Below are 25,918 nucleotides of genomic sequence, written 5' to 3' on the forward strand. Positions count from 1 at the left end.
TATCCTTTCCCAATTTTGTACCCTCCTTTTCATAAAACATTACTTTATCTTATGAATCTAGAATTTTTTTGATTGGATAAAACCAAATAATAACACCCATTTTTAAACACTAAAGACCATTTTTAGATGTATTCTCTCCCATGAACGGGAAGCAGAGATCACATTCGGACAAAGGTGTCAGAACTTTACCGGGAGAGATAAAGGACGTGCATCACCTTGAAGGATTATGGCAAAGAGATCTGGAGATTCTCAAGTTAGTAAGTAAATATAAAAGTACATATAAATTGAAATATTGCTGTCATTTTTTAAAATTAGAGCATTATATATATAAACCAATTTTGTATCTTCTAAAAAAGAAAGAAAGCGTTTCTATATGTCCTGTTGAATTGTCGACGTTACGGTCTTCTATTATTAATAGGATAAAATAAGCCGACCTGTATAGGTCGGTTCTTCAATTTAAGTCCAATTTCAAAAGAAACGTACATTATGGGCTTTTAACATAAGCTAAGTTTTAGAAATTAGATCAGGTTTAGGGGTACATTACATATGCACAAAAAAATATTATGGCCGATTTAGCTATTTGATCCATCCGTTCGTAAACATACACTTTCACAAAGGATAGAGCTTATTTTTTAAAAAAATCCTTAATTTTCTTGGAGTTAATATGCGATTTCAACAGTTTAAACTATACGAGGTTTGCAAAAAACGCCAATCACTTTTCTATAAAAGTATTGGCGTTTACCATTTTTATAAAATTAATAATTCGTTGTTTGGGGATTTTAGGAAGCCTGGCAGCTATTAAAAAAGCTTATAATCTGGAGGGGTCCGATCCGAATATATGATGTGGCAAATTCTTTTTGTACTAAAAAAATGAAGCGTTTAAAGTTTACTAGATTGGGTGCCGATTTGCGCCACATTATCGTAATAAAGGAAGAGAATAAAGAGTAATTGATCATTATAGCTCCTATACAAGGGTTCGATACCGGCCCGAATTGAAAAATTTGGGTCCATTACCACTGTTCTTGAACAGTTAAAAGAAATGGATCCAGTATCCTATATGGAATAGAATGCCTCGCCATATTGTTCATATATTTTTCTCCATCATTTTAAGCAGCTTTTTTGCTTATCCGATCCAATCATCTCTAAATCAAATCCATGTTTGATAAAGAGTTATGTAGGTGACTTTCCTGCTTGGTTTTCTTTAACAGCCTTTACCATCAGGACTATAAGCGATTGAACGCTCGGACACTTGTTTCACATGAGGATTGTTCTCAAATCGTTTCATTTGAAATTCATTAAAAATAATTTTACTCGTTATAACTTCCTCCGCCCATCTATCTTAAATTAATTATAAACGGGTTTTAGTATGAGGACATAGAAAAAACCCGAAATAAGGGACTTTTAACCGTGTCCATTATTCAGGGTAGAGTTCAAAAGCTAATAAGGAGTTACTTTTAGCGTTATTTTGGATTGCTATGATGCTGGATAATACGATCAACTATTTCTGGCAAATTCTTTTTCTGTTCTAAAAGAAACTTGTAGAGAGCATCTCTATCCTTCGTACTAACATTCCACTCTTTAGGGATGGATTCAATCACTTGATAGATCGATTTGTTTGGCAATTTCACTATTTGTTCTATAAACGATGTAAGCTCTTTATGATTATCGAGAAGAGAGAAGGCCCATTTATAAAAAGGCCAATGGTAGTTAAATACAGGTGTTTCCCTTAGCGTTTGAGCAGACCATTGGTAACGCCCAGGAAAAACTCTGCCATGATCAATCATATGGACATAATAGCTACCATCACTAATGTTTTCCAAAATGACATTCATCGTACCTCGGTCAGAGTTATTCACCCATTGGTCGAAGACCGTTATACCGGCAAGCATATCTCGGTTTTTAACATCCAACTTACCGGGCGGATTTTCTCTAACATTCTCGAAAACTGTACTGTTTTCAATAAAAACACAGCCATATTGGTATCCAGAGCTATAGTTGTGTGTACTGGATTGTAATTCAGGAGTTTTCTTGATAAATTCTTCCGTTATATATACAAGATCAAATGGGATAACGGGAAGTGAAAGGAGCTCTGCCAATTTGCCGACCAGATATTCATTGACCACTTCTTTTTCTCTTCCTTTCTTAGTATCGAACCACTTCACAACATATTCTTTACCATCGCTGAAAAGAATGACATGTGCGGTTCCACCCCTTAATGTTTGTACATATTGAATTGGGTATTTTGTCATATCAATTCGTCTCCTTCTTTTTTGTTTTTCATAGTACTTTTGTCTTGATTAATGAAATTGGTGATAAGATTCGGTAATTAACTTTTCTGTACTAAAAGAAATTTGTACAGTGCCTCACTGTCCCAATGAGACTCCGCATTCTTCAGTGATGGATTGAGAAACTTCATATAATATGGATACAATTTTTTCTACAAGCTATTTATTATCTTCTTCATTTTGATTTGAAACGGCTCATCTGTAAGTACTTTGGTAAGGGATATCTTATTTCACTTACAATACTGCTGATAAATAAACACACATTTTTCAATTAAAAACTAAATTTGTATTTTTGGGATGTGAAGGATGTGATCTAGGAGTGTTTTAACGAATTCTTCAGGGATATTTACATGTCTGAAGGGGACAAAAGGAAAAGAAGGAACATTGCTAATTTACGGAGTACTGTTCATTTACTACTTTTTTGGTTTTTAGTTTCAGTACCTTTCCATTTCACTATATATTTTTTCCATCTTTAATATGGCATGGTGTTTAGATTCAACTGGATATATGGACTGACCCATGCTTTCCATGCTATTTACTACCGTTATTTTTTTCTATTAAGCGGTATAGCCTTTGTTGTTCGGTAATTTGCTTATTCAAATCAAAATTTTCTTCAATAACCTGTCTTGCACTTCTGGTATATCTCTTCCAAACTCTTGGATGGCTAAGAAAATATTTTATACCTTGTGCCAATTTCAAATCATCTTTCTCAGGAACCAGGTATCCTGTTTTTTTATGCTCAATCAATTCGGGGATACCTCCATGAAAGGTGGAGATGACTGGTACACCACTTGCCATGGCTTCTTTTAATACATTTGGAATCCCTTCTACATCGCCATCTTCGCCCGTTTCACTGGCAAGGCAAAAAAGATGACAATCTCTTAATTCCTTAGAGATTTGGTTGGAATTCATTGGTCCCCTAAGAAAAACATGGTCGTTTAACCGGTTTTCATTAATGAAAACCCTTATCTTTTCTTCGACTTCACCTGTTCCAATGATGTGCAGTGTCGCTCTTGGGTTTTCCTGATGAATCCGTTGAAAAGCCTTCAAAAGCGTAAGAAATCCTTTTTTCTCGACAAGTCTGGCTACAGACAAGATTCGCACTTCACCTTCCTTAGGTAAGGAACGTTCATAATATGGGTATAAATCTAAATCCAGACCGCCATATAATACATGTATTTTATCTTCTTTAAACCCTAATTTTTTTAATTCCTCCGCAAGAAAATGGCAAACTGCAAAACAACCAGCTCCATGTTTAACTAAATTTTGATATCGGAGGACATTTTTGCGAAATCTCTTATATGTTTGAGTAGATGAATCACGTCCTCGAAAATGCACAATCAATGGAAAGTCAAGCTCTATAGCTGTTGGTAGAATATCCAAGGAATGTTTCCCTTGATGAGCGTGAATAGCGACGACATTTTGCTCCTTAAAGAACGATCCAAGGTCTTTAATATCATTCATATTATAATAATGTTCAAACTGATATAGAACATTGTCGCTATTTGGGTAAGGGCCAATTACAATAGGCCGATATTGATCCAACATAATGATCTGATTGTACATAAATTCTTGATTTATTTTTATAGGTTCTCTAATGTAAAAAACGATTACCTTCATTATTTCAAATTCTTCCTTCCCTCTAAAATCAAATTTTCGATAAAGCTCTGAAATATATGTCGGTCTCGTTCAGTTAAGTTTTTCGGAAAGGAGGACCATTTAAAAAATTGAACATTTTGTATTTCCATATCATCAGGTTTTAAATCTCCGCTGAGAATGTCTTCGGTTACGTAAGCAATGTTGACTGGAAAATATTCATCACCATTAGGCAGCTTCGTAAAATATTCCTTCCCAGAAAAAACTCCAATTAATTGAAGGTTACCTATGTTCATTCCTGTTTCCTCTAAAATCTCCCGTCTGCAAGCCTCTTCCGCAGATTCTCCTAATTCAATAAAGCCGCCTGGCAATTTCCACATTTTATTGGATTGTACCATCAGAAAACGACTGTTCTGATCGATAACCAAAACGGTGACGCCAGTAAGCAGCAAAGCTCTAGTCCCAACGAGAGCACGTAAATCTTCAATGTATCCCATCTTAAGTCTCCTTTTTGATTATTGCGCTCTTATAGTAAATGCAAAATGAAAAAGATTAGAAACGGACAAGTACATATATTTGTATGATTTTTGTAAAGTTCTTAATTGTACGAGTATGAGCCTAATTCTTGTCTACATAGCAAGTTTTTAAAGAATAGGATCTTTTCGTCATTAAGAATTCTGTAAAGGGGGTATGACTTAATTTTGTGAAAAAGTGTGTGATCCACCTAAATCAACTAATTATTGACTTCATATTATAGATTATGCTTATCAAGGATAGAGGTGGGATAATAGATGAATGATTTTAAATTAATAAAGGTTGAAAGAATAGAAAAGAACGGTGCAAAAGAACTTATTATTCAAAATCCAACCACATTAAAACTAATTGGTGAAGGAAGTCAAGGTGCAGTTTTTCAGCTTGATGATGATCTTTGCGTGAAAATTTATGTCAATCCAAATGCTGCAACTAAAGAGGGGAGAGCACTTGAAGCAGCGAAGGATACTCATATTGTCCCGAGGTTATATGAAGTCGGACCAAACTATGTAATTATGGAGTATTTAAAAGGTCCCAATTTAAGAGATTATTTGAAAAAAACGAAAGACATTCCTGAATCGTTTACAGAACAAATCATAATGATTCGAAAGGAGCTTAAGAGAGCCGGATTTATTAGGATCAAGACCTCAATCGGACATTTTGTTGTAACAGAGGGTAATGTACTGAAAGCAATCGATCATTCAGATGGTCTCACAATGAATGATCCATATAATCCGAAGATGTTTCGTGATTTAAAGAAGCTGGGGTTATTGGATACATTCCTAGAACAGGCGAAGAAAATAGATCCTGAATCATATGAAGACTGGCGGAAAAATATCGATTTCAATGTGATATAGGAAACCTAAAGAGTAAAGTCGTGCCCTTGACGTAGAGGAGTTCGACTTATTATGTTGGAATCTCTTAGCCTATAAAATTTGCGAAATGGGGTAAAGCATTGTTACTCCCATTCGTAAAAGTATACGAACGGATTTGTTACTCCATCTAAGATAAATTGTTACTTGCAAATAGCTTGGATTTGTAATACTTGTCCTATCCAAAGCAATTTATTGTCAGTTTTACAGGATAATAATTAATTGGAAAAGAAGTGGGGAAATGAGTAAGGATAAAAAGGATAAAGAATTTTTGTCTGACCGTACTCTTTAACAAGAAAAGCTGCCGCGCATCTCGCACACAATCTTTTTTGTTTTACAGTCAAAAACCGACCTCATTCCAAGGAGATCGGTTTTTGACTTTCTGCTCTAATATTCCTATTTTTGATTTTGGTTGAATGTGCCCTCACATGCTCGTCCTCTTATGAATACATTACCAAGAAATAAAAATCTTATAAGACCGGGTTAGAAACTGATGTTTATCGTTTCTTTTTCATAAACCTAAGTTGTCTCCTCATTTCGTGTGTAATTATTATGGATTATAAAAAAGGAGTGATAATAATGTTTTTTTGTAAAAAAGACTGTTTGTGTAAGTTATTGGAAAGTTATGAAGGGCAAGACATTTCTATTCGAACAAAATCTGGCGACATTATAGAGGGGGAGCTAGAAAAGGTGAAGTGTTGCGCCGTTCAAATTTTGGAAGAAGATCTGATTTCACCATTTCTGGAAAGACGATTAACAGTAGTACGTTGTGAAGCTATAGAATCCTTTTCGGTAATCTTACCATGATGAAAGGATGTTGTTCTTTGGGAAAGATATAAAAAAGGTTTTATATTTCGACCTTTTTGAGATAGAGGAGTATTTTATTCTATGAACATCTTATTGATTTCATCTGGTTATAGGGGTGTATATCCTTATTTCGAACAAGCTATAGAAGAAGCATTTATGTTTTTTAATCATACCATTACCAAGATAGACTCAGTGTATACTCAAGAAACAATTAAAAAAGTTAAAGATTTTGCACCAGATTTAATCATTACACTGGTTGGTTATAAAGTAGATAAACGATTAATGGAGTGTTTTAAAAAATGTGGTTCAATTTTAAGTGTTTGGTTAACAGAAGATCCCTTTTATATTGATAGCTCGATTGAAGTAGTTAAGGATTATGATTATATATTTACAATAGATTTAGGGGCTTTAGAGTTTTATAAGAAGAAGTTTCCCGAAAAAAATTTTTTCCACCTTCCTTTAGGAACAGATCCTAACCTATATCAACCTTCTGTTACTCCCATCAAGTATATATATGACTTATGTCTCGTTGGCTATCCATACCCGGAGAGGATTGAATTAGTTACTCATATTCTAAATGATACACATTATAGTTTGATACTTGTTGGACCTCGGTGGAGAAAGTATATAGCAACTAACATGGAAAGATTGACTATTGTCAATAAATGGGTTGTTCCTGAAACTGTAAGAAACATATTTATTAGTTCAAAAATTATTTTGAACCCTCATCGTACTTACGATTTTGCTAAAAACATAAATACACAAGGTATTGAAAGTAAAAGTATAAATAATAGAACCTTTGATATCGCAGCCTGTGGCGGATTTCAATTAATTCCTAATAAACCTGATTTAGATATGCATTTTAACGTTTCTAATGAAATTGTTTCGTATGCTAACAATGAGAATTGTATAGAATTGATTAATCATTTTCTAAATAACGAGAATTCAAGAAATCAATATAGAAAAAATGCAAAAGAAAGGGTTTTGAATAGTCATACCTTTTTTCATAGAATTCAATTTATCCTAGATGAAATATCTTGATACTTTCAATAATAATAAATGGGGGGAAGAAATGTTTTATTTGAAAGATAAAACAGTCTTGGTAACTGGTGGTACGGGTTCGTTTGGAAAAAAATTTGTTAGTAAGGTTTTGGAGATGGATGTTAAGAAAGTCATTATATTCAGTCGGGATGAATTAAAGCAATATGAAATGGCTAAGGAATATACGGATCCTAGAATTCGCTTTTTTATTGGGGATGTACGAGATAAAGAGAGATTATTTCGTGCATTTGACGGTGTCAATGTTGTAATTCACGCTGCTGCCTTAAAACATGTGGGTATCTGCGAATATAATCCATTTGAAGCGATTAAGACAAATATCAACGGTGCCCAAAATATTATTGAGGCGGCTATTGAGAGAGGGGTAGAAAAAGTCATAGCTTTAAGCACTGATAAAGCTGCAAGCCCGATTAACCTATATGGGGCCACAAAATTAGCGTCTGATAAGTTATTTGTTGCGGCAAACTCGTATGCTGGAAATAAGAAGACTCGTTTTAGTGTAGTTCGTTATGGGAATGTCGTTGGCAGTCGGGGTAGTGTAGTACCATTTTTTAAGAGTATAAAAGATACTGGAAAACTACCTATTACAGATCAGCGTATGACACGATTCTGGATTACATTAGATCAAGGTGTTCAGTTTGTTATTGATAACCTCCAAAGAATGAAAGGCGGAGAAATTTTTGTTCCGAAGATTCCAAGTATGAAAGTTACGGATTTAGCCATAGCGATTGCTCCGGCATGTGAAGTGGAGTTTAAGGGTATTCGCCCAGGTGAAAAATTGCATGAAGCGATGATAACGGAAGATGATGCTCGTCGGACATTAGACTACGGCACATACTATGTAATTCAACCGGAATTTCCGTGGTGGAATGCTGAAACTTCCAAAGGGGGAAAATCGTTACCTGAGGGATTTAGCTATGTAAGCGATACGAATGATCAATGGCTATCTGTCGAAGATTTAAGAAACCTAATACAAGATTAAACGTTTTTAGTTAGAAAAAGAGAAGGAGGAGGCTAAATGAATAATAGACCAATAAGAGATACTTATCTTCCATACGGACGACAATGGATCGATGATGAAGATATCAATTCGGTTGTTAATGTTTTAAAAGGTGATTATCTTACTACTGGTCCTTTCGTTTCTAAATTTGAACGGGAAATAGCAAATTATGTAGGAGCAAAATATGCTGTAACGTTCTCCAATGGAACGGCAGCATTACATGGCGCATGCTTTGCAGCTGGTATAGGTGAAGGGGACGAAGTGATTACAACATCCTTAACGTTTGCAGCTAGTGCAAACTGTGTTTTATATCAAGATGGACAGCCAGTTTTTGCTGATATTGATGAAAAAACATACAATATCGATCCAAAAGATATTGAGGGTAAAATTACCAAAAAAACAAAAGCGATAATCCCTGTTCATTTTACGGGAAAACCTGCTTCAATGGACGAAATACATGATATCGCCAAAAAACATAATTTAATTATTATTGAAGATGCAGCACATGCATTAGGGGCAACATATAAACAGAAAAAGATAGGCTCGATTAGTGATATGACCATGTTTAGTTTTCACCCCGTCAAACACATTACGTCCGGTGAAGGTGGCATCATTACAACTAATAATAAAGAATATTATGACAAGTTATTACAATTCCGTTCGCATGGAATCACTCGTGATTCTGGCAATATGATTGAAAATCATGGCCCTTGGTATTATGAGATGCATTTTTTAGGGTATAACTATCGAATGACAGATATTCAGGCAGCCCTTGCATCAAGTCAGTTAAAGAAATTAGATGAATTTTTGGATCTTCGTAAGAAATATGTCTCGATGTATAATCAGGCGTTTAAAAATATTAATGCTATTACTATTCCGGATCAAACCGAGGATAGTAGTTCAAGTTGGCATTTATATGTGATTCGTCTTGATTTAGAGCAATTAACAGGAAATAGAAAAGATATATTCAACGCCTTAGTTCAAGAAAATATCGGGGTCAATGTCCATTACATTCCGGTTTATCTTTTACCGTATTATCAAGGGTTAGGTTATAAAAAAGGACTTTGTCCAAATGCAGAAAAGCTGTACCAAGAAGTCCTTACATTACCCCTTTTTCCAGCAATGACAGAAAATGATGTACGTGACGTTATTAATGCTGTGTATAAGGTCATCACCCGTTACTCTAATTGATTAGAAGGTGATTTTTTGAAGGTAGTAGCTATTATTCAAGCAAGAATGGGATCAACAAGGTTACCGGGGAAAGTCATGAAGGAAGTTTTAGGTACACCTTTGCTTGAATATCAAATTGAAAGAGTGGGAAGGTCCAAATTAATTAGTAAAATAGTTGTGGCAACAACTACAAAGGAAACGGAACAGCCTATTGTTGAGCTATGTGAGAGGTTATCGGTAGACTACTTTCGAGGTTCGGAAGAGGATGTTTTAAAGAGGTTCTTTGAAGCATCAAATAAATATGATGCTGAAGTGGTGGTTCGCCTTACATCAGATTGCCCGTTAATTGATCCTAATATTATTGATAAAATCATTTCCGAATACCTATCTAATATAAGTCTGTACGATTATATTTCAAATACAATTGAAAGAACTTATCCTCGTGGATTCGATGTTGAGGTGTTCTCAATGAAGGCACTAGAAAAATCGTATAGGGAAGCAGGAGACACCGTTTATCGTGAACATGTTACACCGTATATTTATCATCACCCTGATAAGTTTAAAATAGCATATGTTAAACACCATATCGATTTAAGCTCTTTTCGCTTAACCGTTGATACGGAAGAAGATTTAGTGCTGATTACACTAATAATTAACAGTTTTTATGAAAAGAATAAAAAACACTTTACGTTTGAAGATATTATTTATTTGTTACAGGATAAACCTGAATGGGTATCAATAAATTCCCATATCGAACAAAAGAAAGTATCTAAAAGAGGATAATATGAATGTATTTATACGTGTTGATGCCTCAATAGACATTGGGATAGGCCATGTTATGAGATGTTTAACTCTTGCACAAAAATTACGTGAACAAGGTAACATGGTCAGTTTTATTTGTAGAGAACATACCGGGCATTTATGTGACTTTATTGAAATAAACGGATATAAAGTTTTAAGACTTCCAGCCTCTCAAGTGAATTTGAAAATAACAAATTACACCAAACATTCTAAATGGTTGGGTGTGCCATTGAGTGTTGATGCCACGCAAACAAAAAATTTACTAAGGAAGGGCTTCGTTGATTTGTTAATTGTCGATCATTATGCAATTAACGAGGTGTGGGAAGGTAGTCTTAGAGAAGTTGTAAATAAAATTTTGATTATTGATGATTTGGCAGACCGAAAGCATGATTGTGATGTTTTGATAGATCAAAACTATTTCGAGGATTATCCAATTCGTTATCATTCTCTCGTACCACCACACTGTAAAACGTTTTTAGGACCGAGTTACGTCTTGTTGAGAGATGAGTTTTATGACCAATGGAGTGAGCAGGAGATACGAAGTGGAGCTGTGAAACGGATTTTAATATTTTTTGGTGGTATTGATCATACGAATGAAACTGGAAAAGCTCTAGCCACTTTTTTAAAAATGAATCGTAATGACATCCAAGTAGATGTTGTTGTGGGTCGGAATAATCTGCATAAAAGAAAGCTTGCATCAATTTGTAAACAGTATAATTTTCTGCATTTTTATTGTCAAGTGGCTAATATATCTGAATTGATGCGTCAAGCTGATCTGTCAATTGGAGCAGGTGGAACCACTACATGGGAAAGGTGTTTCCTTAGTTTGCCCTCTATAGTGTGGAGTATTGCTGATAATCAGGTGGAAATTTGTAAAACTTTAAGTAGAAAAAAAATTATAAAATATTTAGGTGAAAAAGAAACGCTTGAGCAGACATTTTTAACGCAACAATTGGAAAACTTAATAGAGAATGAAGTGGAACGAAATGAAATGTCAAGATTGTCCTATCTATTAATGAAAGATAATATTGTAAAGCATCAATCAATGATACAACAAATAATGAGATTGGAAGAGTAGTATGGACTATTGTTTAAGGGCATTATCAGAAAGAGATAAGGATATGATCTTTAAATGGAGAAATTACGAACATATTCGTATGAACATGTATAACGATCAACCAATTGCCTATGTAGAACATAGTCGATGGTTTGAAGATATTTTGAAAAATCAAAAGGAATATTATCGACTTTTTATTTATCGGCAAAAACCATTGGGTCTAATCTCTTTTAAGAATAATAACCAACAAAATCATACATGTGTCTGGGGATTTTATATTGGAGAAAATGATGCACCTAAAGGCTCTGGTACGATAATGGGGTGGTTAGGATTAGATTACGCCTTTCATTCTTTATTCATGAAAAAAATTATTGGTGAAGTCTTATCATTTAATAAAAAAAGTGAAAGGTATCATCTGAAATTAGGATTTAAGCAAGAAGGGATTTATAAAAATAAACATATCAAAGAAGATCGGTTTATCGATGTAATCCGTTTTGGATTGCAAAAAGAAGAGTGGGAAATGCATAAAGGGAAACTAAACTTAAATTTTATAGTAGAGGAGTGACCACATGAATGATATCAATTTTGAAGGAAGATTGGTTGGACCTAATCATCCTCCTTTTATTATTGCGGAAATGTCAGGAAATCATAATCAATCGTTAGAACGTGCATTAGAAATAGTAGAAGCTGCAGCTAAAGCTGGCGTCCATGCATTGAAAATACAAACCTATACTGCCGATACAATGACAATAAATATAGCTAATAAAGATTTTAAAATTGAAGATAAGAATAGTTTATGGAATGAAAATAACCTCTACAAACTTTATCAACAAGCCTATACTCCGTGGGAGTGGCATAAGCCAATTTTCGAAAGGTGCAGAAAACTGGGACTTATCCCCTTTAGCACTCCATTCGATGAAACAGCCGTTGATTTCCTTGAAGAGTTAAACATACCTATGTATAAAATAGCCTCATTTGAAAATAATGATATCCCCCTCATAAAGAAAGTTGCTTCCACAGGCAAACCAATGATAATTTCTACAGGCATGGCAACTCTGGCTGAGTTAGATGAAACGGTTCGTTCGGCTAGAGATGCTGGGTGTGAAAATATTATCCTTTTAAAATGTACGAGTACTTATCCAGCTTCGCCTAAAAATACAAATATTTCAATGATTCCACACATGCAAGGGCTTTTCAACTGTCAAGTAGGGTTATCTGATCATACGATGGGTACTGCCGTTTCTGTGGCAAGTGTTGCACTTGGCGCGACGGTTATAGAAAAGCATTTTACTACCTCTCGAGCAGATGGTGGTGTAGACGCTGCTTTTTCTATGGAGCCGAATGAAATGCAGGATTTAGTAGTAGATACTGAAAAAGCCTGGCAAGCTTTGGGTCATATAACTTATGGTCCAAGTGAAGAAGAGAAAAAGTCAATGAAATTTAGAAGATCTATCTATATTGTAAAGGACTTAAAGGCCGGAGACGTTTTGACAAAAGAAAATTTAAGAGTCATAAGACCAGGTTATGGATTAGCTCCTAAATATTACGAACATTTATTGGGGAAAAAGGTAGATAAAGAAATAAAAGCAGGTACCCCAGCGGATTGGAGTATTTTATAGTATTTGTTTAGAGGTAAATAAAAGTTTTACTTGCAGGCGTTACGTCCTTTTCGGCCTTCCTGTTTTAAAAATGCCCGTCCTTAAAGACCTTGTCTCTTAACCACTCATAGTCCCCATACTAACAGTTGTGCTCTTGATCGTTTAAATTCATGTGAAACGAATATCTTGTAAGGAGGAGGAAATTTTTTGCCAAGAGTTACGGTAATATTAACAAGTTTTAATAAGCAAGAATATGTGTCAGATTCTATTCGTTCAATTTTAGACCAAACTTATCAGGATTTTGAATTATTTATAATGGATGATAATTCAAATGACGAAACTATAAGTGTTATTGAACAATTTTTAAATGATAAAAGAGTAAAATTCTTCAGGAGTGATATTCAAACAATCGAGGAAAGGGTAGAGAAAACAAGATATGCGGTTTTAATCAATAAAGCACTAGAGTTAGCACAGGGAGAATATGTTATTTATGCTACGGATGATAATGTTCACCACAGGCAGAAAATTGAGAAAATGGTAGAGTACTTAGATAAACAACCTAAAGCAATGGTAGTATACTCAGCATCAAAAACTTCTCATCTAAATGAGAAGGGGGAAATTACCAACCAAATTGTTAGACCCGCAAAATCAGTTTCATGGATTGCTTCTTGTATGACCGACCATTGTTCGATTATGCACCGAATAGACATTCTTCCTAAAATAAAAGAAACCTTTGGTTCATATTGGGATGAGGATCCTCAATTTTATAGAATAGGCGATGCTAGGTTTTTTTGGAGGATCAATCACTTTTGGCCATTTTACCCCCTCAATGAAATTCTGGATTTTAATTATATAACTCCTAAATCTATCCACGCTCAATTATTTAATGATACCCCAAATGAGTTTTCAAAAATGTTACCACCACAAAGAACTTGTAAAGAACTAAGAGAATCTATTAGAGCACTTAGACGGAGGGGGGAAGGATGAACACCTACTTATCAAACTATTGGACACTTTATCAGGAGTTTGTTGAAGTATTTAACCAATTAACATTTAGAGAAATCCCTATTGTCTTGTTAACTAACTTTTATCAACAAATCGATAATGAACTTAAAATCAAAATGGAGAATAAAGACTTTCAGACAAACTTAACATCACCTAAATTGAATCAGAATATGATTCAACCTTATTTTGAAGCATGGCTTGAAAAAATTAGAGTACCAGTAAAGTCCAATAATGGGAAGATATTAATCAATTCTGATTATACTCGAATTCCTGAACTAACCTATAAAAAATGGTTTAATCCCAATGAAACAATTATTCTATCTCGTTCGAAAAGTTCACATATTTATGGGATCCCAAGCGAGAGTATTGTGAATTATGAAGAGAAAAATACGAAGGAATCTGAAGAAATTTTAAAAAGTGCAACCTTACTATTTGGAAAGTTTAAAAACCATCCCGCGTTTGGTAATGAATTCTTTCAACAGACATTTCTAAATCGAATACCCTTAATCGTGAAAACCCTTAGTACAGTATTTAACCTGTTTGATAAACTTGATATTTCCTCTGTCGTTGTGGGGACTACTGAAGATATGCAAAGTCGAGCTCTTTCTATCGTTGGCTCAATGCGAGGTATCAAAAGTATCTGTTTACAGCATGGGATCTTAATGGGGGAAGAGGCGTTTATGCCAGTATTTACAACAGTAGTTGGGGTTTATGGTGATTATGAGAAAAGATGGTATTCGAAAAGAGGACTAACAATAAATCGAATATCAGAATTAGGTCATCCTAAATTTGATGATATTTTTACCAATTCTAAGACAGACAAAGAAACCTTTTTTAAAAAGTATGAACTTGACCCTAATAAACAAACTTTATTGTTAATCACTGGGCCACAACTAGATTTTATTAAATTAGAAACGCTAATTAAGAATATTTTAGACAACCAAAATTTTCAAATAATAATAAAACCCCATCCGTGGGAGATGGGAAAGAAGAAATATGGAGTTTATTTAGAACTTGAAAAGAAATACAAATCAATTAAAGTTTACACTTCAAGAGAAAATAATCTATACGAATTAATATCTCATGTGGACGGAGTGGTTTCTTCTTTATCTACAGTCGGATTAGAAAGTATACTACTTAATAAACCTGTATTTATTTTTAACTTTTTAAATAGTAATCGAACATATGATTATTTCGACAAATTAGGTGATTATATACAGTCAGATCCTAATCTACTTTCCAAAGTTGTGAATAATTATTATATTTCTAGCGAACATAAAGATATATATGAAAATATTAGAAATCAGTATTTATCCAATTCCTATAACGACGGGTTTTCTGGGAAGAAATTAATCAATTTAATTAATCAGTCTAACATGTGAGTGCACGGTAATTAGCTAAACAGAATGCTTTTAATGTATCCTTAAATGGACCAGATCTACGACCTGCAAAAAAAATTATCAGTAAGACACAGCTATTATCCAATACAGGTTGATGGAGTGATACATATTAGTCATAACTAATATGTATCACTCCTTATTTTTTATGACTTTTTTATTTAGGTCTTTAAAACATCGAGCCTGCTCTAAATCGAGAAAAAACGGATGTTTTTTCTCGATGCGTAAACCAGCCGCCGATCCAACCGGTGTGCCTCCACGGAAGAAGAAATATTCGGAGAAGCGTTTGCGTTAGTAAATGTAAAGACATTTGAAGAAATCGTCAATAAAGTACTTTCGAAGCTTTTAATAAGGGGAAATATAATGAATATTGAAAATCCATCGGGAAAATTGTCTAAGAATAAAGTCTCGAATCGGTGTCCATGAACCTATTTTAATTCCAAGTTTTGTAAAAAAATCTCGAGATTTAATATACCTTTTTTCTAAGAATATTAATAGGGATATAAAAATTAAATTAAATAATTCTGAATTTTACATTTACTTTTAGCGGATAATCCAATAAAATACCAGTATACTGTATACAGGATACTTTAAAAATTAGTGAGGAGGAGGAATTGTAGTGTATAACGATCTTAAAAATGCAACAATATCAGATCAAGTAGAGAAATTAACTACATGTTTAGTAGAAACGCTTAGTATAAACGGTACTAAAGGTGAAGTAGAAATCGCAAAAAAGATTGAGAATATTTTAAGAAGTTTTCCTTACTTTGAAGAAAATCCAAATCAAGTTTGGGTTCAATATTTACCTGGAGATAGGTTAGAAAGAAAAAATGTATTTGCAAGGATTAAGGGAAAAGAAGATTCCAAAAAAACCATCGTTTTTCATTCACATATTGATACTGTTGGTATAAACGATTATGGGGAATTAAAGCCCATTGCAAATAATCCTGAAAAGTTACTGGACTTTTTTAAAGGTTGGGAATCAAATAAAGAGATTCAAGAACAAGCTCAATCAGGTGATTGGATGTTTGGTCGAGGCTCTGTAGACATGAAAAGTGGGGTGGCTGTACATCTTGTAAACCTGCTCTTTTTCATTGAAAACAGAGACCAATGGTCCGGTGAAATCATTTTCATGGCAAATCCAGTAGAAGAGAATCAGCATACAGGCGTGATTACTGCAGTAGATGAACTGTTACGTTTACGAAAGGAAGAGAATCTGGAATACATTGCAGCGTTTAATAACGATTATATTGCTCCTTTATATCCAGGGGACACAACTAAATATATTTATACAGGTGCTGGTGGTAAGTTATTACCTTGTTTTTATGTATATGGAAGAGAGACACATGTTGGACAGACATTGACAGGCCTTGATCCTACTTCTGTTACTTCTGAACTTAACCGACTGATCAATAATAATATGGAGTTAACAGAGCAAGTTGAGGGTGAAATGGTCATACCGCCTACAACTTTATATCAAAGGGATACAAAAGATTTTTACAATGTCCAAACTGCTACCACAAGCTATCTTTATTTTAATTTTATGATTTATGAGTCTTCTCCAAAAGAAGTGTTAGAGAAATTAAAAAAAATATCCATCGCAGCTGCTACAAATGTGAAAAAACAATATGAAAAGCAATATGATTTATTCTCGAAAAAAAATAACTTACCACTATCTAGTTGCTCTTGGGACATGGAAGTATACAGCTTTGAAGAATACTGTTACAAACTGCATAAACAAGGTATAAAAGTTTCTGATGAAACAGCAAGGATTGTTGCAAATAATTCTAATATGGAACCACGAATGCTTTGTTACGAGATTGTGAATAGGTTACGAGAGCTAGATCAACAAGTACAGCCCTGTATCATACTTTTTTATGCTCCTCCCTATTGTCCTCATAACTATTTAAAGGGAGATTGTGAAAGAGATGACTTGGTGTTAAGGGCAGTAGAGGAAGTAATTAATGAAGAGGAACATTTTAATAAAGAAAATTTTGAAATACGTAAATTCTTTCCTTTTTTAACAGATAGCAGTTATTTGTCTCTGCACGATACTGATGAGGAAATTTCCTCACTAATTAGTAATTTTCCTGAATGGGAAAAGATCTACGATGTACCCGTTCATAAGATACGAGATCTAAATATTCCGGCCCTTAATATAGGAGTATATGGAGAAGATGCACATAGATGGACGGAACGTGTGTACAAGCCTTATTCATTTAAAACAGTGCCTTTATTACTTCGTAAAATGTCATTAAAAACTTTAAATAGTTAAACGAAAGGGGAAAGAGTTATGACTATTCAGTCTAAAATCAAAACGTTAGCTGAGCGTGCAAAAGCCGTTATGCCTCCAGTGGCAAATCGGGCAACAGAACTTGGGGTAGTAAAAGGTGAGGGTGCATATTTATGGGGAGAAGATGGCCGTCAATATCTAGACTTTGCTAGTGGAGTTGCTGTAACAAATGTTGGACATAATCATCCTCTAGTAGCGGAGAGAACAAAAAAGCAATTAGAGGAACTAGTTCATGGTGGACACAATGTCGTTTATTATCCTCAATATGTGGAGTTAGCTGAAAAATTAAATGAACTTCATGGTGGTGATTATAAAGTATATTTTTCAAACAGTGGTGCTGAAGTAAATGAAGGCGCTATCAAACTAGCTAAAAAAGTAACAAAACGTCCAGGTATTATCTCCTTCAAACGAAGCTTTCACGGGAGAACAATTGCTACAACAACCCTGACAGCTTCTAGTGCTTCATACCGTAAGGATTATGAGGGGTTATTACCAAGCGTTTATTACGCAGATTATCCTTATACATTTCGTTCTGATTTAAGTGAAGAAGAAGAGGCACAACGGTGCCTAGAATCAATTGATGAAATTTTTAGATATTTAATCGCGCCTGATCAAGTAGCAGCTTTTATTTTAGAACCTGTTCAAGGGGAAGGCGGATATATTGTTCCACCTTATTCTTTCATTCGAGGATTAAGAGAACTATGTAATAAACACAATATCTTACTTATATTTGATGAAATTCAAACAGGATTTGGACGCACTGGAAAGATGTTTGCCTGGGAACACTTTGGAATAAAGCCAGATGTTATTACTTTAGCTAAAGGCATTGCTAATGGGTTTCCTCTTAGTGCATTAGTAGCTCGTAAAGAATTAATGGATGAATGGACAGCAGGAACTCATGGGGGTACATATGGAGGGAATCCAGTTTCTTGTGCAGCTTCTCTGGCCGTAATTGAGCTGTTAGAGAATGGTCTGCTTGAAGAATCTGTAGAAAAAGCAGAATATTTTGTTCAACAATTATCACAATTAATACCCAAATACCCTTTTATTAAAGACATTCGTGGTTTAGGTTTAATGATTGGAATGGAATTTTTAGATAGAGATGGTAAACCAGATGCACAAACAGTAGAGTTACTGCGACAAAAAGCATTGGGAAAAGGCTTAATATTATTATCATGTGGAGTAGATAAAAATGTTATTCGCTTTATTCCACCACTTATTATTACAAAAGATCAAATAGATGAAGCAATGAATATTATTCAAGCTTCTTTACAAGAAATTATTTCTACTTATTAAAAAGGGGAGGAACCTACGTGTTATATATTAATGGCGAATGGTGTAAAGCACTAACAGAAAAAACATTTAATGTATGTAATCCTGCAACTGGTGAAGTAATTGATACCATTGCTGATGGAAGTACAGAAGAAACAAAACTAGCAATTCAAGCTGCTAAAGCAGCATTTCCTACTTGGGCGAAACTAACAGCTAAGGAACGCTTTAACTATTTGCACAGAGTAGCAGAGATTCTTCGTTCGCGTGTAGATCAAATAGCTATTCTCATTACTAAGGAGATGGGCAAGCCTATTGCTGAAGCAAAAGGAGAAATTGGGTTGGCTATTGATTATTTAGACTGGTATGCAGAGGAAGGTAAAAGAATCTATGGTGATACAATTCCTTCGTCTTCGCCTGATAAAAGGTTAATTGTAATACGTCAACCTATTGGAGTTGTGGGAGCAATTACACCATGGAATTTCCCTATTGCCATGATTACACGAAAACTTGCTCCAGCTTTAGCAGCTGGTTGTACTATTGTAATGAAACCAGCAAGTGAAACGCCCCTTTCTGCTATTGAAGTTGTAAAGGCCTTTCATGAAGCAGAGGTACCAAAAGGAGTTGTAAATTTATTAAATGGCTCTGCTTCTAAAATTGTAGGTGCAATGATGGAAAGTCCAATTGTTCGTAAAATTACCTTTACAGGATCTACAGAAGTTGGAAAAAAATTAGTTCGTCAATCAGCTGATACCATGAAAAAAGTGTCTATGGAACTAGGAGGACACGCACCATTTATTGTTTTTGAAGACGCAAATTTAGAAACAGCTGCAGAAGGAGCGATTGCTAGTAAGTTTAGGAATGCTGGACAAACTTGTGTATGTACAAATCGTATCTATGTACAAAAATCAATTGCTGAAAAGTTTGCTGCAATTTTAGCTGATAAAGCAAAGAATCTAGTTATAGGTAATGGTCTTGAAAATGGAGTTAGTATTGGACCATTAATTGATGAACGAGCTGTGCAAAAAACACAACAACACGTTCAAGATGCAGTAGGAAAAGGAGCACATCTTATTCAAGGTGGAAAGCAACCTGAAGGAAAAGAGTACACAAATGGATATTTCTTTGAGCCTACTGTACTTTTACATGCAACACATGATATGAAAATTGCAAGTGAAGAAACCTTTGGACCCGTTGCTCCTATCTTTGAATTTGATACAGAAGAAGAAGTAATAAAGAAAGCTAATGATACAGTGTACGGATTGGCGTCTTATGTTTATACAAAAGATGGTTCTCGTATGTTCCGCGTAGCTGAAGCGTTGGAATATGGTATTGTGGGCATCAATGATGCTTTGCCTACTGTTGCACAAGCCCCATTCGGAGGTGTGAAAGAATCTGGTATTGGGCGTGAAGGAGGAAAGTACGGTATCGATGATTACTTAGAATATAAGTTTTTGTCCATTGGATTAGAAGGTTAAACTACCAAGGGGATGAGCAGATGGAATACAGAAAAATTGATGGTGAGATATTAGGGAAGTTAAAAGAACTAATTTCAGATTCTAAAAGGTTATTAACTAACAGACAGGATTTAGCAAGCTATTCATATGATGCATCTTTCGGAATTTATTATCCAGAAATTGTTATACAGCCAAATACAACCCAAGAAGTTTCATCAGTTGTGAAACTGGCTAATCAATATCATATTCCTGTATATCCGAGAGGGCAGGCCACTTCATTATCAGGTGGCCCTCTTCCTGTAGAAGGGGGTATAGTACTAGATCTATCCAAAATGGACAAAACTTTAGATATCATTCCAGAGGATTTAGTTGCCATTGTAACTCCTGGTGTCCTTACAGAAAATATTCATAAAGAAGCTGAAAAAGTAGGTTTAATGTATCCTCCAGATCCAAGTAGCTCTGCCGTTTCTACTATTGGCGGAAATCTAGCAGAAAATTCTGGAGGACCAAGAGGCTTAAAATATGGTGTAACTAAAGATTATGTTCTGGGTTTGGAAGTTGTGACTCCAAAAGGAGAAATCATACAAACTGGAGGAAGGACAGTTAAGAATGTTACTGGGTATGATTTAACCAAGTTAATTATAGGATCTGAAGGTACTTTGGGAATTATTACAAAAGCCATTCTACAGTTAATACCAAAACCTGTGACGACTGGCACAGCTATGGCAGTATTTGATGAAATAATTGCATCCGGAGAAGCAATTTCGAAAGTTCTAACTTCTGGAATATGTCCTTCTAAAATGGAAATCATGGACCAAGCATGTATCCAAGCCGTAGAAGACTATCAACCTAGTGGTTTGCCAGTTAATGCAGATGCAATAGTCTTAATTGAAGTGGATGGTCATCCTAGTGCAGTAAAGGCAGAATTAGCACAAATTAAAGAGATTTGTAAGCAAGTTGGGGCAATAGATGTTCAGGTTGCTCGATCAAAGTCTGATGAAGCCGTTTTGTGGAAGGCTCGTAAACTAGTTTCTCCTGCTATTACAAGGATTAAGCCAACGAAAATCTCTGAGGATGCAACAGTCCCTCGAAGTAAAATACCAGAAATGTTTAAACGTCTCAAAATAATTCGCGAAAAATACGACCTTGACCTCGTTGTATTTGGTCATGCTGGTGATGGGAACCTACACCCTAATATTGTGGCAGATAAGCGAGATAAGGAAGAGATGAAACGAGTAGAACAAGCTGTCGCAGAAATTTTTGAAGCTGCTATAGACTTAGGAGGAACACTTTCAGGAGAGCACGGAATTGGAACAATGAAAGCCCCTTTTATGAGTATGGAATTCAAAGGAGTTGAGCTTGAAATGATGAAATTAATCAAAGATAGCTGGGATCCAAAAAACATTATGAATCCCGGGAAAATATTTCCATATCCTGGTCAAAGGTTTGTGTTAGAAGGATGAGAAAATTAATTGATTTATTGCCTTATGAAGAAACTATCCAATGCGTTCAATGTGGCTATTGCTTACCAGCTTGTCCAACCTATTTAACGATGGGAACAGAGACGCATTCTCCCAGAGGAAGGATTAATCTTGTAAAAATGGCAGCAGAAGGGCATTTATCAATCTCAGATTTAGAAAACCCAATTGAATTATGTCTAGGGTGTCGAGCTTGTGAAACAGCCTGTCCTTCTGGTGTACAATACGGGAAAATATTAGAAGGCGCAAAAGAAGCTATTTATAAAAATAAAAGTGAGAATATTTCTAATATAAAGAAAACCGCACAAGATGCATTATTTATGAAGTTATTCCCTAATAGTCAAAAGTGGACAACAATTGCTGATCTTTTATGGCTTTATCAAACATCAGGATTACAGAAGGTAGCCCATAAAGGAAATTTAACTAAAGTTTTGCCTGAAAACTTATCAGTTTTTGAAGGAGTAATGCCAAACGTCACTTCACCATTAGCAAGAAGAAAACGTCCAACATTATTTCCGGCTGTAAATAGTGAAAAACCTATCTATAAAGTAGCTTTTTTTACAGGATGTATAATGGACGCTTTATTTGAAAAGATTAATCGACTTTCTATGGAGCTTCTTTCACGTGCAGGTTGTGAAGTACATGTTATTCAGGAACAAACTTGTTGTGGTGCTCTTCATGCACATGCAGGCCGAAAAGATGACTCTGTAACTCTTGCTAAAAAGAATATTGAAGTTTTTGAATCCATAGAAGTAGATTTTATTGTCAATAATGCAGGTGGCTGTGGAGCGCTTTTAATTGAGTATGATCATTTGCTTGCTGAACAAGGTGATGAATGGACTAACAGAGCAAAGGCTTTTGTAAAGAAGACAAAAGATATTAGTCAAATCCTTTTTGATTGTAAGGTGTCTTTAAATCAGCCAGTTAATGCAACTGTCACCTACCAGCGCTCTTGCCATATGACCAACGTTCAAAAAGTTACAGAAGAGCCCGTAGCCCTTTTAAAACAAATACCTGGAATAGTGTATAAAGAGATGGAGAACCCTCATATGTGCTGTGGGTCAGCTGGCATATATAACGTAGTAAACTATAAAGAATCAATGGAAGTATTGGATGAAAAAATGATTATGGCAAAAAAAACGGACGCAACAATCGTAGTTACCACAAACCCTGGCTGCTTACTACAAATGAAACTAGGGGTACAGCGAGAAGGACTAAACGAAAAGGTACGAGTTGTTCATTTGGTTGAGCTATTAGCAGCGGCGGCAGGACTTGGAGAATAGAAATAAAGATGGGAGACTAATTTCATTAGAAAGGAGTGCAAGGTATTATGAATAAACACGAATTTAATTTGTCAAAAGCACGCTGGATTCATATTATACCAATTGTATTTATTACTTATAGCTTGGCATACGTTGATCGTACAAACTTTGGTTTTGCTGTAGCAGGAGGAATGGCTGAAGATTTGAATATTACTTCAAGTATGTCATCTTTGTTAGGATCCATATTTTTTCTAGGCTATTTTTGCTTTCAGATTCCAGGAGCTCATTATGCAGAAAAGAATAGCGCTAAGAAATTAATATTTTGGGGTTTAATACTATGGGGACTTTTTAGTTCACTCACAGGTTTAGTTAGTAATGTTGAGTTATTATTAGTCATTCGTTTCTTATTAGGGGTAGTGGAAAGTGTTGTTCTTCCAGGTCTTCTTGTTCTCCTTGGTCATTGGTTTACGAAAAAAGAAAGGTCAAAAGCCAATACTTTGCTTATGTTAGCTAACCCTATTACTATTCTTTGGATGTCGATATTATCGGGTTATTTAATTCAAACATTAGGCTGGCGTGAAATGTTCTTTATTGAAGGGTTTCCTTCTATTATATGGGCAATTGTCTGGTGGATGTTAATTAAAGATAAACCTGAAGAAGCGAAATGGTTAAAACAAGAAGAAAAAATCTCTATTCAATTAGTACTTGAAAGGGAACAAGCAGAAATTAAACCGGTGCCTAATTATTGGGCCGCATTTAAATCTAGAAATGTCCTTTTATTAGCTCCCCAATACTTTCTTTGGAACATAGGTATTGCTGGGTTTATCATGTGGTTACCCACAATAATTAAAGATTTATCTAAATCAGGAATTGGAGAAACTGGTTTATTATCATCAGTACCTTATATGTTAGCTATTATTCTCATGCTAATCATATCGTATATCTCAGATAAATTTCAAGTTCGCAAATTACTTGTATGGCCTTGTTTAGTAATTGGAGCCATTACTCTCTATTTTTCTTATGCCTTAGGAGATACTAACTTTCTAGCATCATTTGTAATGTTAACTATTTCAGGTGGTATTATGTTTGCTCCAATTGGTACATTTATGGCTATATTCCCTGAAATCCTTCCCAGAAATGTATCGGGGGCAGCTATAGCTCTTGTGAACAGTATGGGAGCGTTAGGCTCATTTGCTGGTACGTATATTGTAGGTTATCTTAATGGAATCACAGGAAATCCGGGGGCTTCTTTCTTGTTAATGGCAGGAGCTTTAATTGTTGCAGCAATTCTAACTATGTTTGTAAAAGTTAATTCTAATGTAAGAAAAGTGGAACAGAATGAAACACTAACAGGCGAAAATAACATCTGAACGTTTTAATGCTTTAGTTATAGATTTTGCTTTTGTTTTATTGAAAACACAAAAAGCCAGCCCCTAGTACCAAAGAAGACCAAGGATATTATCAAATATTTTTTTACTGTTTACGGGAGGATATGGTGACAACTGTGAATGCTTAAGCTTAAGATAAATTGCCGGAATAGAGTCTACGAAGTATTAAAAGGCCTATCCGAATGCTGAAAAGTTCGGGTTACCTGTCAAAATGGCTGGTGGTTCGGTCAAAGTGTTTACGTGTTTTCGTTCCCAGCATAACGATGCAGTAGGCTATTAATAAAGGAGCGTTCGCTTTCATCCTGAAGTGAGCGACGAAGCAGAGGTAAAAGCATTGTCTTTTGGATGAGCTTAAAATGCGACATTGCAGATCTACCTTACGGGTGGAGAAAAGGACGTTATAAGCTGGAAGAGGAGATATGCGCTATTTTTTATGAGAGTATTATTTACTTTTTTAGATATACTTTGTATACTTTAATAATTATAAAAAATACAGGATACAAGAAAAAAGAGTTGATTCTATGATGAAAAAAGTGGAACAGAACGAGACACTATCAGATAAAGCATATAAATCAATAAAAAAAGCTATTCTATTTAATGAATTCTCTGCAGGGGAGCTGTTACCTGAAGAGGGTTTAGCATCAATCTTAGGAATAAGTCGCACTCCTATACGAAAGGCTATTACCCAATTAGCTAATGAAGGATTAGTTCAAATTGAAAATGGTAAGATTGCTCGGGTTGCCGTGTTTTCGCAAGAAGATGCAATCAATTATCTAAATTTACGACAGCTCCTTGAAACATATGCTGCAAGTCAAGCTGCTGTAAATATGACGGGTGAGCAAGGTCAGAAGTTAGAAGAAATATTAAAACAACAAAAAAGGGCAATAGAGGATAAAGACTATAGTGCTTTCATAGATACGGATATTAATTTTCATATGACTATTGCTACCCTTACAAAAAACCAAAAACTAGAAGATTTTATTGAGCAATTACATGTAAATTTGCATCGTTTTCTTATTCTCCGGGGTGCTTTAGAAGAAAGTGTTGATTTTGCTTACTTTGAGCATTATGAAATTCTTAAGTTTCTTAAAGAGAGAAATAGTGAAAAGGCTGCAAATGCTATGGAGAATCATATAGAGCAAATCCGGAAAAGAGTTTACAAGTATGAAAATTAATCATTAAATTAGTTTTGGGTCTATGCCAAAAGCGTTGGAAAAAGATTTCTTTAGAAGTTTTTTATTTGGAACATATTGATTGATTATACTTCGTTGCAAAAATTTAACGCTATTACTTTTAAAATAAATGTATATAATCTATAAAATTGTTGAAACAAAGTTTTCCCCTATCGTTGAAAATCCTTTGCTCCTAATGAGCAAAGGATTCTTTTTGACGAGTTTCTTATAATATATAGAACTACTTTGAAAGTACCGATCAAGCCTCCCCCTTTAGTTCCATAAGAAAGAGCTGCCTTTAAGACAGCTCCGATCTACAGCTAACGCACCCGTTAGTTCTATAAGAAAAGCAAACCTTATTAAAAAATCGTGCCCTTTTGTGGAATAACCACCAATCCTTTTTGTCATTCGTATGATTGAG

20 protein-coding genes and 1 pseudogene are annotated in these 25,918 nt (G+C 34.9%); 18 read left to right on the forward strand and 3 right to left on the reverse strand.

What is annotated here, in order from left to right; all coding sequences use genetic code 11:
* Positions 1-1,460 precede the first annotated feature (1,460 nt).
* The 3 genes from ASU00_RS22510 to ASU00_RS22520 all read right to left on the reverse strand — a co-directional run bounded on the left by ASU00_RS22510 (position 1,461) and on the right by ASU00_RS22520 (position 4,378).
* Positions 1,461-2,249: a HipA family kinase gene (locus ASU00_RS22510; protein WP_057915686.1), complete on the reverse strand. Its 789-nt coding sequence runs from the start codon at positions 2,247-2,249 to the stop codon at positions 1,461-1,463.
* Between the two features lie 567 nt (positions 2,250-2,816).
* Entirely contained in the window at positions 2,817-3,905 is a 1,089-nt protein-coding gene (locus ASU00_RS22515; RefSeq protein ID WP_152983828.1) for a glycosyltransferase, read from the reverse strand.
* Positions 3,905-4,378 (reverse strand): NUDIX hydrolase, encoded by a 474-nt coding sequence (locus ASU00_RS22520; RefSeq protein WP_057915688.1) that lies wholly within the window; start codon positions 4,376-4,378, stop codon positions 3,905-3,907. Before ASU00_RS22520 ends, ASU00_RS22515 begins: the two co-directional genes overlap by 1 nt.
* 294 nt (positions 4,379-4,672) lie before the next feature.
* Here ASU00_RS22520 and ASU00_RS22525 point away from each other — a divergent pair, with 294 nt between their 5' ends.
* The 18 genes and pseudogenes from ASU00_RS22525 to ASU00_RS22610 all read left to right on the forward strand — a co-directional run bounded on the left by ASU00_RS22525 (position 4,673) and on the right by ASU00_RS22610 (position 25,500).
* Positions 4,673-5,269 (forward strand): hypothetical protein, encoded by a 597-nt coding sequence (locus ASU00_RS22525; protein ID WP_057915689.1) that lies wholly within the window; start codon positions 4,673-4,675, stop codon positions 5,267-5,269.
* A 903-nt stretch (positions 5,270-6,172) separates the two neighbouring features.
* A complete protein-coding gene (locus ASU00_RS22535) occupies positions 6,173-7,132 on the forward strand; it encodes a CgeB family protein (protein WP_057915691.1) in 960 nt (319 codons plus the stop codon).
* Positions 7,133-7,163: 31 nt separating this feature from the next.
* On the forward strand, positions 7,164-8,132 hold the full coding sequence (pseB, locus tag ASU00_RS22540) for a UDP-N-acetylglucosamine 4,6-dehydratase (inverting) (protein WP_057915692.1): 969 nt from the start codon (positions 7,164-7,166) through the stop codon (positions 8,130-8,132).
* A 36-nt stretch (positions 8,133-8,168) separates the two neighbouring features.
* On the forward strand, positions 8,169-9,341 hold the full coding sequence (gene pseC, locus ASU00_RS22545) for a UDP-4-amino-4,6-dideoxy-N-acetyl-beta-L-altrosamine transaminase (protein ID WP_057915693.1): 1,173 nt from the start codon (positions 8,169-8,171) through the stop codon (positions 9,339-9,341).
* Between the two features lie 15 nt (positions 9,342-9,356).
* Positions 9,357-10,103, forward strand: coding sequence for a cytidylyltransferase domain-containing protein (locus ASU00_RS22550; protein WP_057915694.1), 747 nt, complete (start codon positions 9,357-9,359; stop codon positions 10,101-10,103).
* Position 10,104: 1 nt separating this feature from the next.
* Positions 10,105-11,199 (forward strand): UDP-2,4-diacetamido-2,4,6-trideoxy-beta-L-altropyranose hydrolase, encoded by a 1,095-nt coding sequence (gene pseG / locus ASU00_RS22555; RefSeq protein ID WP_057915695.1) that lies wholly within the window; start codon positions 10,105-10,107, stop codon positions 11,197-11,199.
* Position 11,200: 1 nt separating this feature from the next.
* Complete coding sequence (pseH, locus tag ASU00_RS22560; protein ID WP_082630576.1) at positions 11,201-11,743, forward strand: UDP-4-amino-4,6-dideoxy-N-acetyl-beta-L-altrosamine N-acetyltransferase; 543 nt, start codon at positions 11,201-11,203, stop codon at positions 11,741-11,743.
* 4 nt (positions 11,744-11,747) lie between these two features.
* On the forward strand, positions 11,748-12,797 hold the full coding sequence (gene pseI / locus ASU00_RS22565; RefSeq protein WP_057915696.1) for a pseudaminic acid synthase: 1,050 nt from the start codon (positions 11,748-11,750) through the stop codon (positions 12,795-12,797).
* Positions 12,798-12,983: 186 nt separating this feature from the next.
* Positions 12,984-13,763, forward strand: a complete 780-nt coding sequence (locus tag ASU00_RS22570; RefSeq protein WP_057915697.1) for a glycosyltransferase family 2 protein — start codon at positions 12,984-12,986, stop codon at positions 13,761-13,763.
* Entirely contained in the window at positions 13,760-15,163 is a 1,404-nt protein-coding gene (locus ASU00_RS22575; RefSeq protein ID WP_057915698.1) for a capsular polysaccharide export protein, LipB/KpsS family, read from the forward strand. The genes ASU00_RS22570 and ASU00_RS22575 overlap by 4 nt, the downstream gene beginning before the upstream one ends.
* Positions 15,164-15,797: 634 nt before the next feature.
* Positions 15,798-17,453: a M20/M25/M40 family metallo-hydrolase gene (locus tag ASU00_RS22580; RefSeq protein ID WP_057915699.1), complete on the forward strand. Its 1,656-nt coding sequence runs from the start codon at positions 15,798-15,800 to the stop codon at positions 17,451-17,453.
* Positions 17,454-17,471: 18 nt separating this feature from the next.
* Positions 17,472-18,767, forward strand: a complete 1,296-nt coding sequence (locus ASU00_RS22585; RefSeq protein ID WP_057915700.1) for an aspartate aminotransferase family protein — start codon at positions 17,472-17,474, stop codon at positions 18,765-18,767.
* A 17-nt stretch (positions 18,768-18,784) separates the two neighbouring features.
* The gene (locus tag ASU00_RS22590) at positions 18,785-20,218 is read left to right on the forward strand and encodes an NAD-dependent succinate-semialdehyde dehydrogenase (RefSeq protein ID WP_057915701.1); all 1,434 of its coding nucleotides are present in this window, start codon (positions 18,785-18,787) and stop codon (positions 20,216-20,218) included.
* A 20-nt stretch (positions 20,219-20,238) separates the two neighbouring features.
* Positions 20,239-21,660: an FAD-binding oxidoreductase gene (locus ASU00_RS22595; RefSeq protein WP_057915702.1), complete on the forward strand. Its 1,422-nt coding sequence runs from the start codon at positions 20,239-20,241 to the stop codon at positions 21,658-21,660.
* On the forward strand, positions 21,657-22,958 hold the full coding sequence (locus ASU00_RS22600; protein ID WP_057915703.1) for a (Fe-S)-binding protein: 1,302 nt from the start codon (positions 21,657-21,659) through the stop codon (positions 22,956-22,958). The genes ASU00_RS22595 and ASU00_RS22600 overlap by 4 nt, the downstream gene beginning before the upstream one ends.
* Positions 22,959-23,005: 47 nt before the next feature.
* Entirely contained in the window at positions 23,006-24,307 is a 1,302-nt protein-coding gene (locus ASU00_RS22605; RefSeq protein WP_057915704.1) for an MFS transporter, read from the forward strand.
* 217 nt (positions 24,308-24,524) lie between these two features.
* Positions 24,525-24,721: pseudogene (locus ASU00_RS25835) on the forward strand (Glu/Leu/Phe/Val dehydrogenase dimerization domain-containing protein); the annotation flags it as partial.
* A 125-nt stretch (positions 24,722-24,846) separates the two neighbouring features.
* Complete coding sequence (locus ASU00_RS22610; protein ID WP_057915705.1) at positions 24,847-25,500, forward strand: GntR family transcriptional regulator; 654 nt, start codon at positions 24,847-24,849, stop codon at positions 25,498-25,500.
* Positions 25,501-25,918 lie beyond the last annotated feature (418 nt).

The sequence above is a fragment of the Peribacillus muralis genome (assembly GCF_001439925.1).
Taxonomy (GTDB): Bacteria; Bacillota; Bacilli; order Bacillales; family DSM-1321; genus Peribacillus; species Peribacillus muralis.

Bases quoted from the DNA above. Each gene is read 5' to 3' on its own strand.
- ASU00_RS22515 (WP_152983828.1), bottom strand. From the start codon at position 3,905: ATGAAGGTAATCGTTTTTTACATTAGAGAACCTATAAAAATAAATCAA.
- ASU00_RS22575 (WP_057915698.1), top strand. From the start codon at position 13,760: ATGAACACCTACTTATCAAACTATTGGACACTTTATCAGGAGTTTGTT.
- ASU00_RS22585 (WP_057915700.1), top strand. From the start codon at position 17,472: ATGACTATTCAGTCTAAAATCAAAACGTTAGCTGAGCGTGCAAAAGCC.
- ASU00_RS22510 (WP_057915686.1), bottom strand. From the start codon at position 2,249: ATGACAAAATACCCAATTCAATATGTACAAACATTAAGGGGTGGAACC.
- ASU00_RS22600 (WP_057915703.1), top strand. From the start codon at position 21,657: ATGAGAAAATTAATTGATTTATTGCCTTATGAAGAAACTATCCAATGC.
- pseI (WP_057915696.1), top strand. From the start codon at position 11,748: ATGAATGATATCAATTTTGAAGGAAGATTGGTTGGACCTAATCATCCT.
- pseC (WP_057915693.1), top strand. From the start codon at position 8,169: ATGAATAATAGACCAATAAGAGATACTTATCTTCCATACGGACGACAA.
- pseB (WP_057915692.1), top strand. From the start codon at position 7,164: ATGTTTTATTTGAAAGATAAAACAGTCTTGGTAACTGGTGGTACGGGT.
- pseH (WP_082630576.1), top strand. From the start codon at position 11,201: ATGGACTATTGTTTAAGGGCATTATCAGAAAGAGATAAGGATATGATC.
- ASU00_RS22595 (WP_057915702.1), top strand. From the start codon at position 20,239: ATGGAATACAGAAAAATTGATGGTGAGATATTAGGGAAGTTAAAAGAA.
- ASU00_RS22525 (WP_057915689.1), top strand. From the start codon at position 4,673: ATGAATGATTTTAAATTAATAAAGGTTGAAAGAATAGAAAAGAACGGT.
- ASU00_RS22605 (WP_057915704.1), top strand. From the start codon at position 23,006: ATGAATAAACACGAATTTAATTTGTCAAAAGCACGCTGGATTCATATT.
- ASU00_RS22610 (WP_057915705.1), top strand. From the start codon at position 24,847: ATGATGAAAAAAGTGGAACAGAACGAGACACTATCAGATAAAGCATAT.
- ASU00_RS22535 (WP_057915691.1), top strand. From the start codon at position 6,173: ATGAACATCTTATTGATTTCATCTGGTTATAGGGGTGTATATCCTTAT.
- ASU00_RS22520 (WP_057915688.1), bottom strand. From the start codon at position 4,378: ATGGGATACATTGAAGATTTACGTGCTCTCGTTGGGACTAGAGCTTTG.
- pseG (WP_057915695.1), top strand. From the start codon at position 10,105: ATGAATGTATTTATACGTGTTGATGCCTCAATAGACATTGGGATAGGC.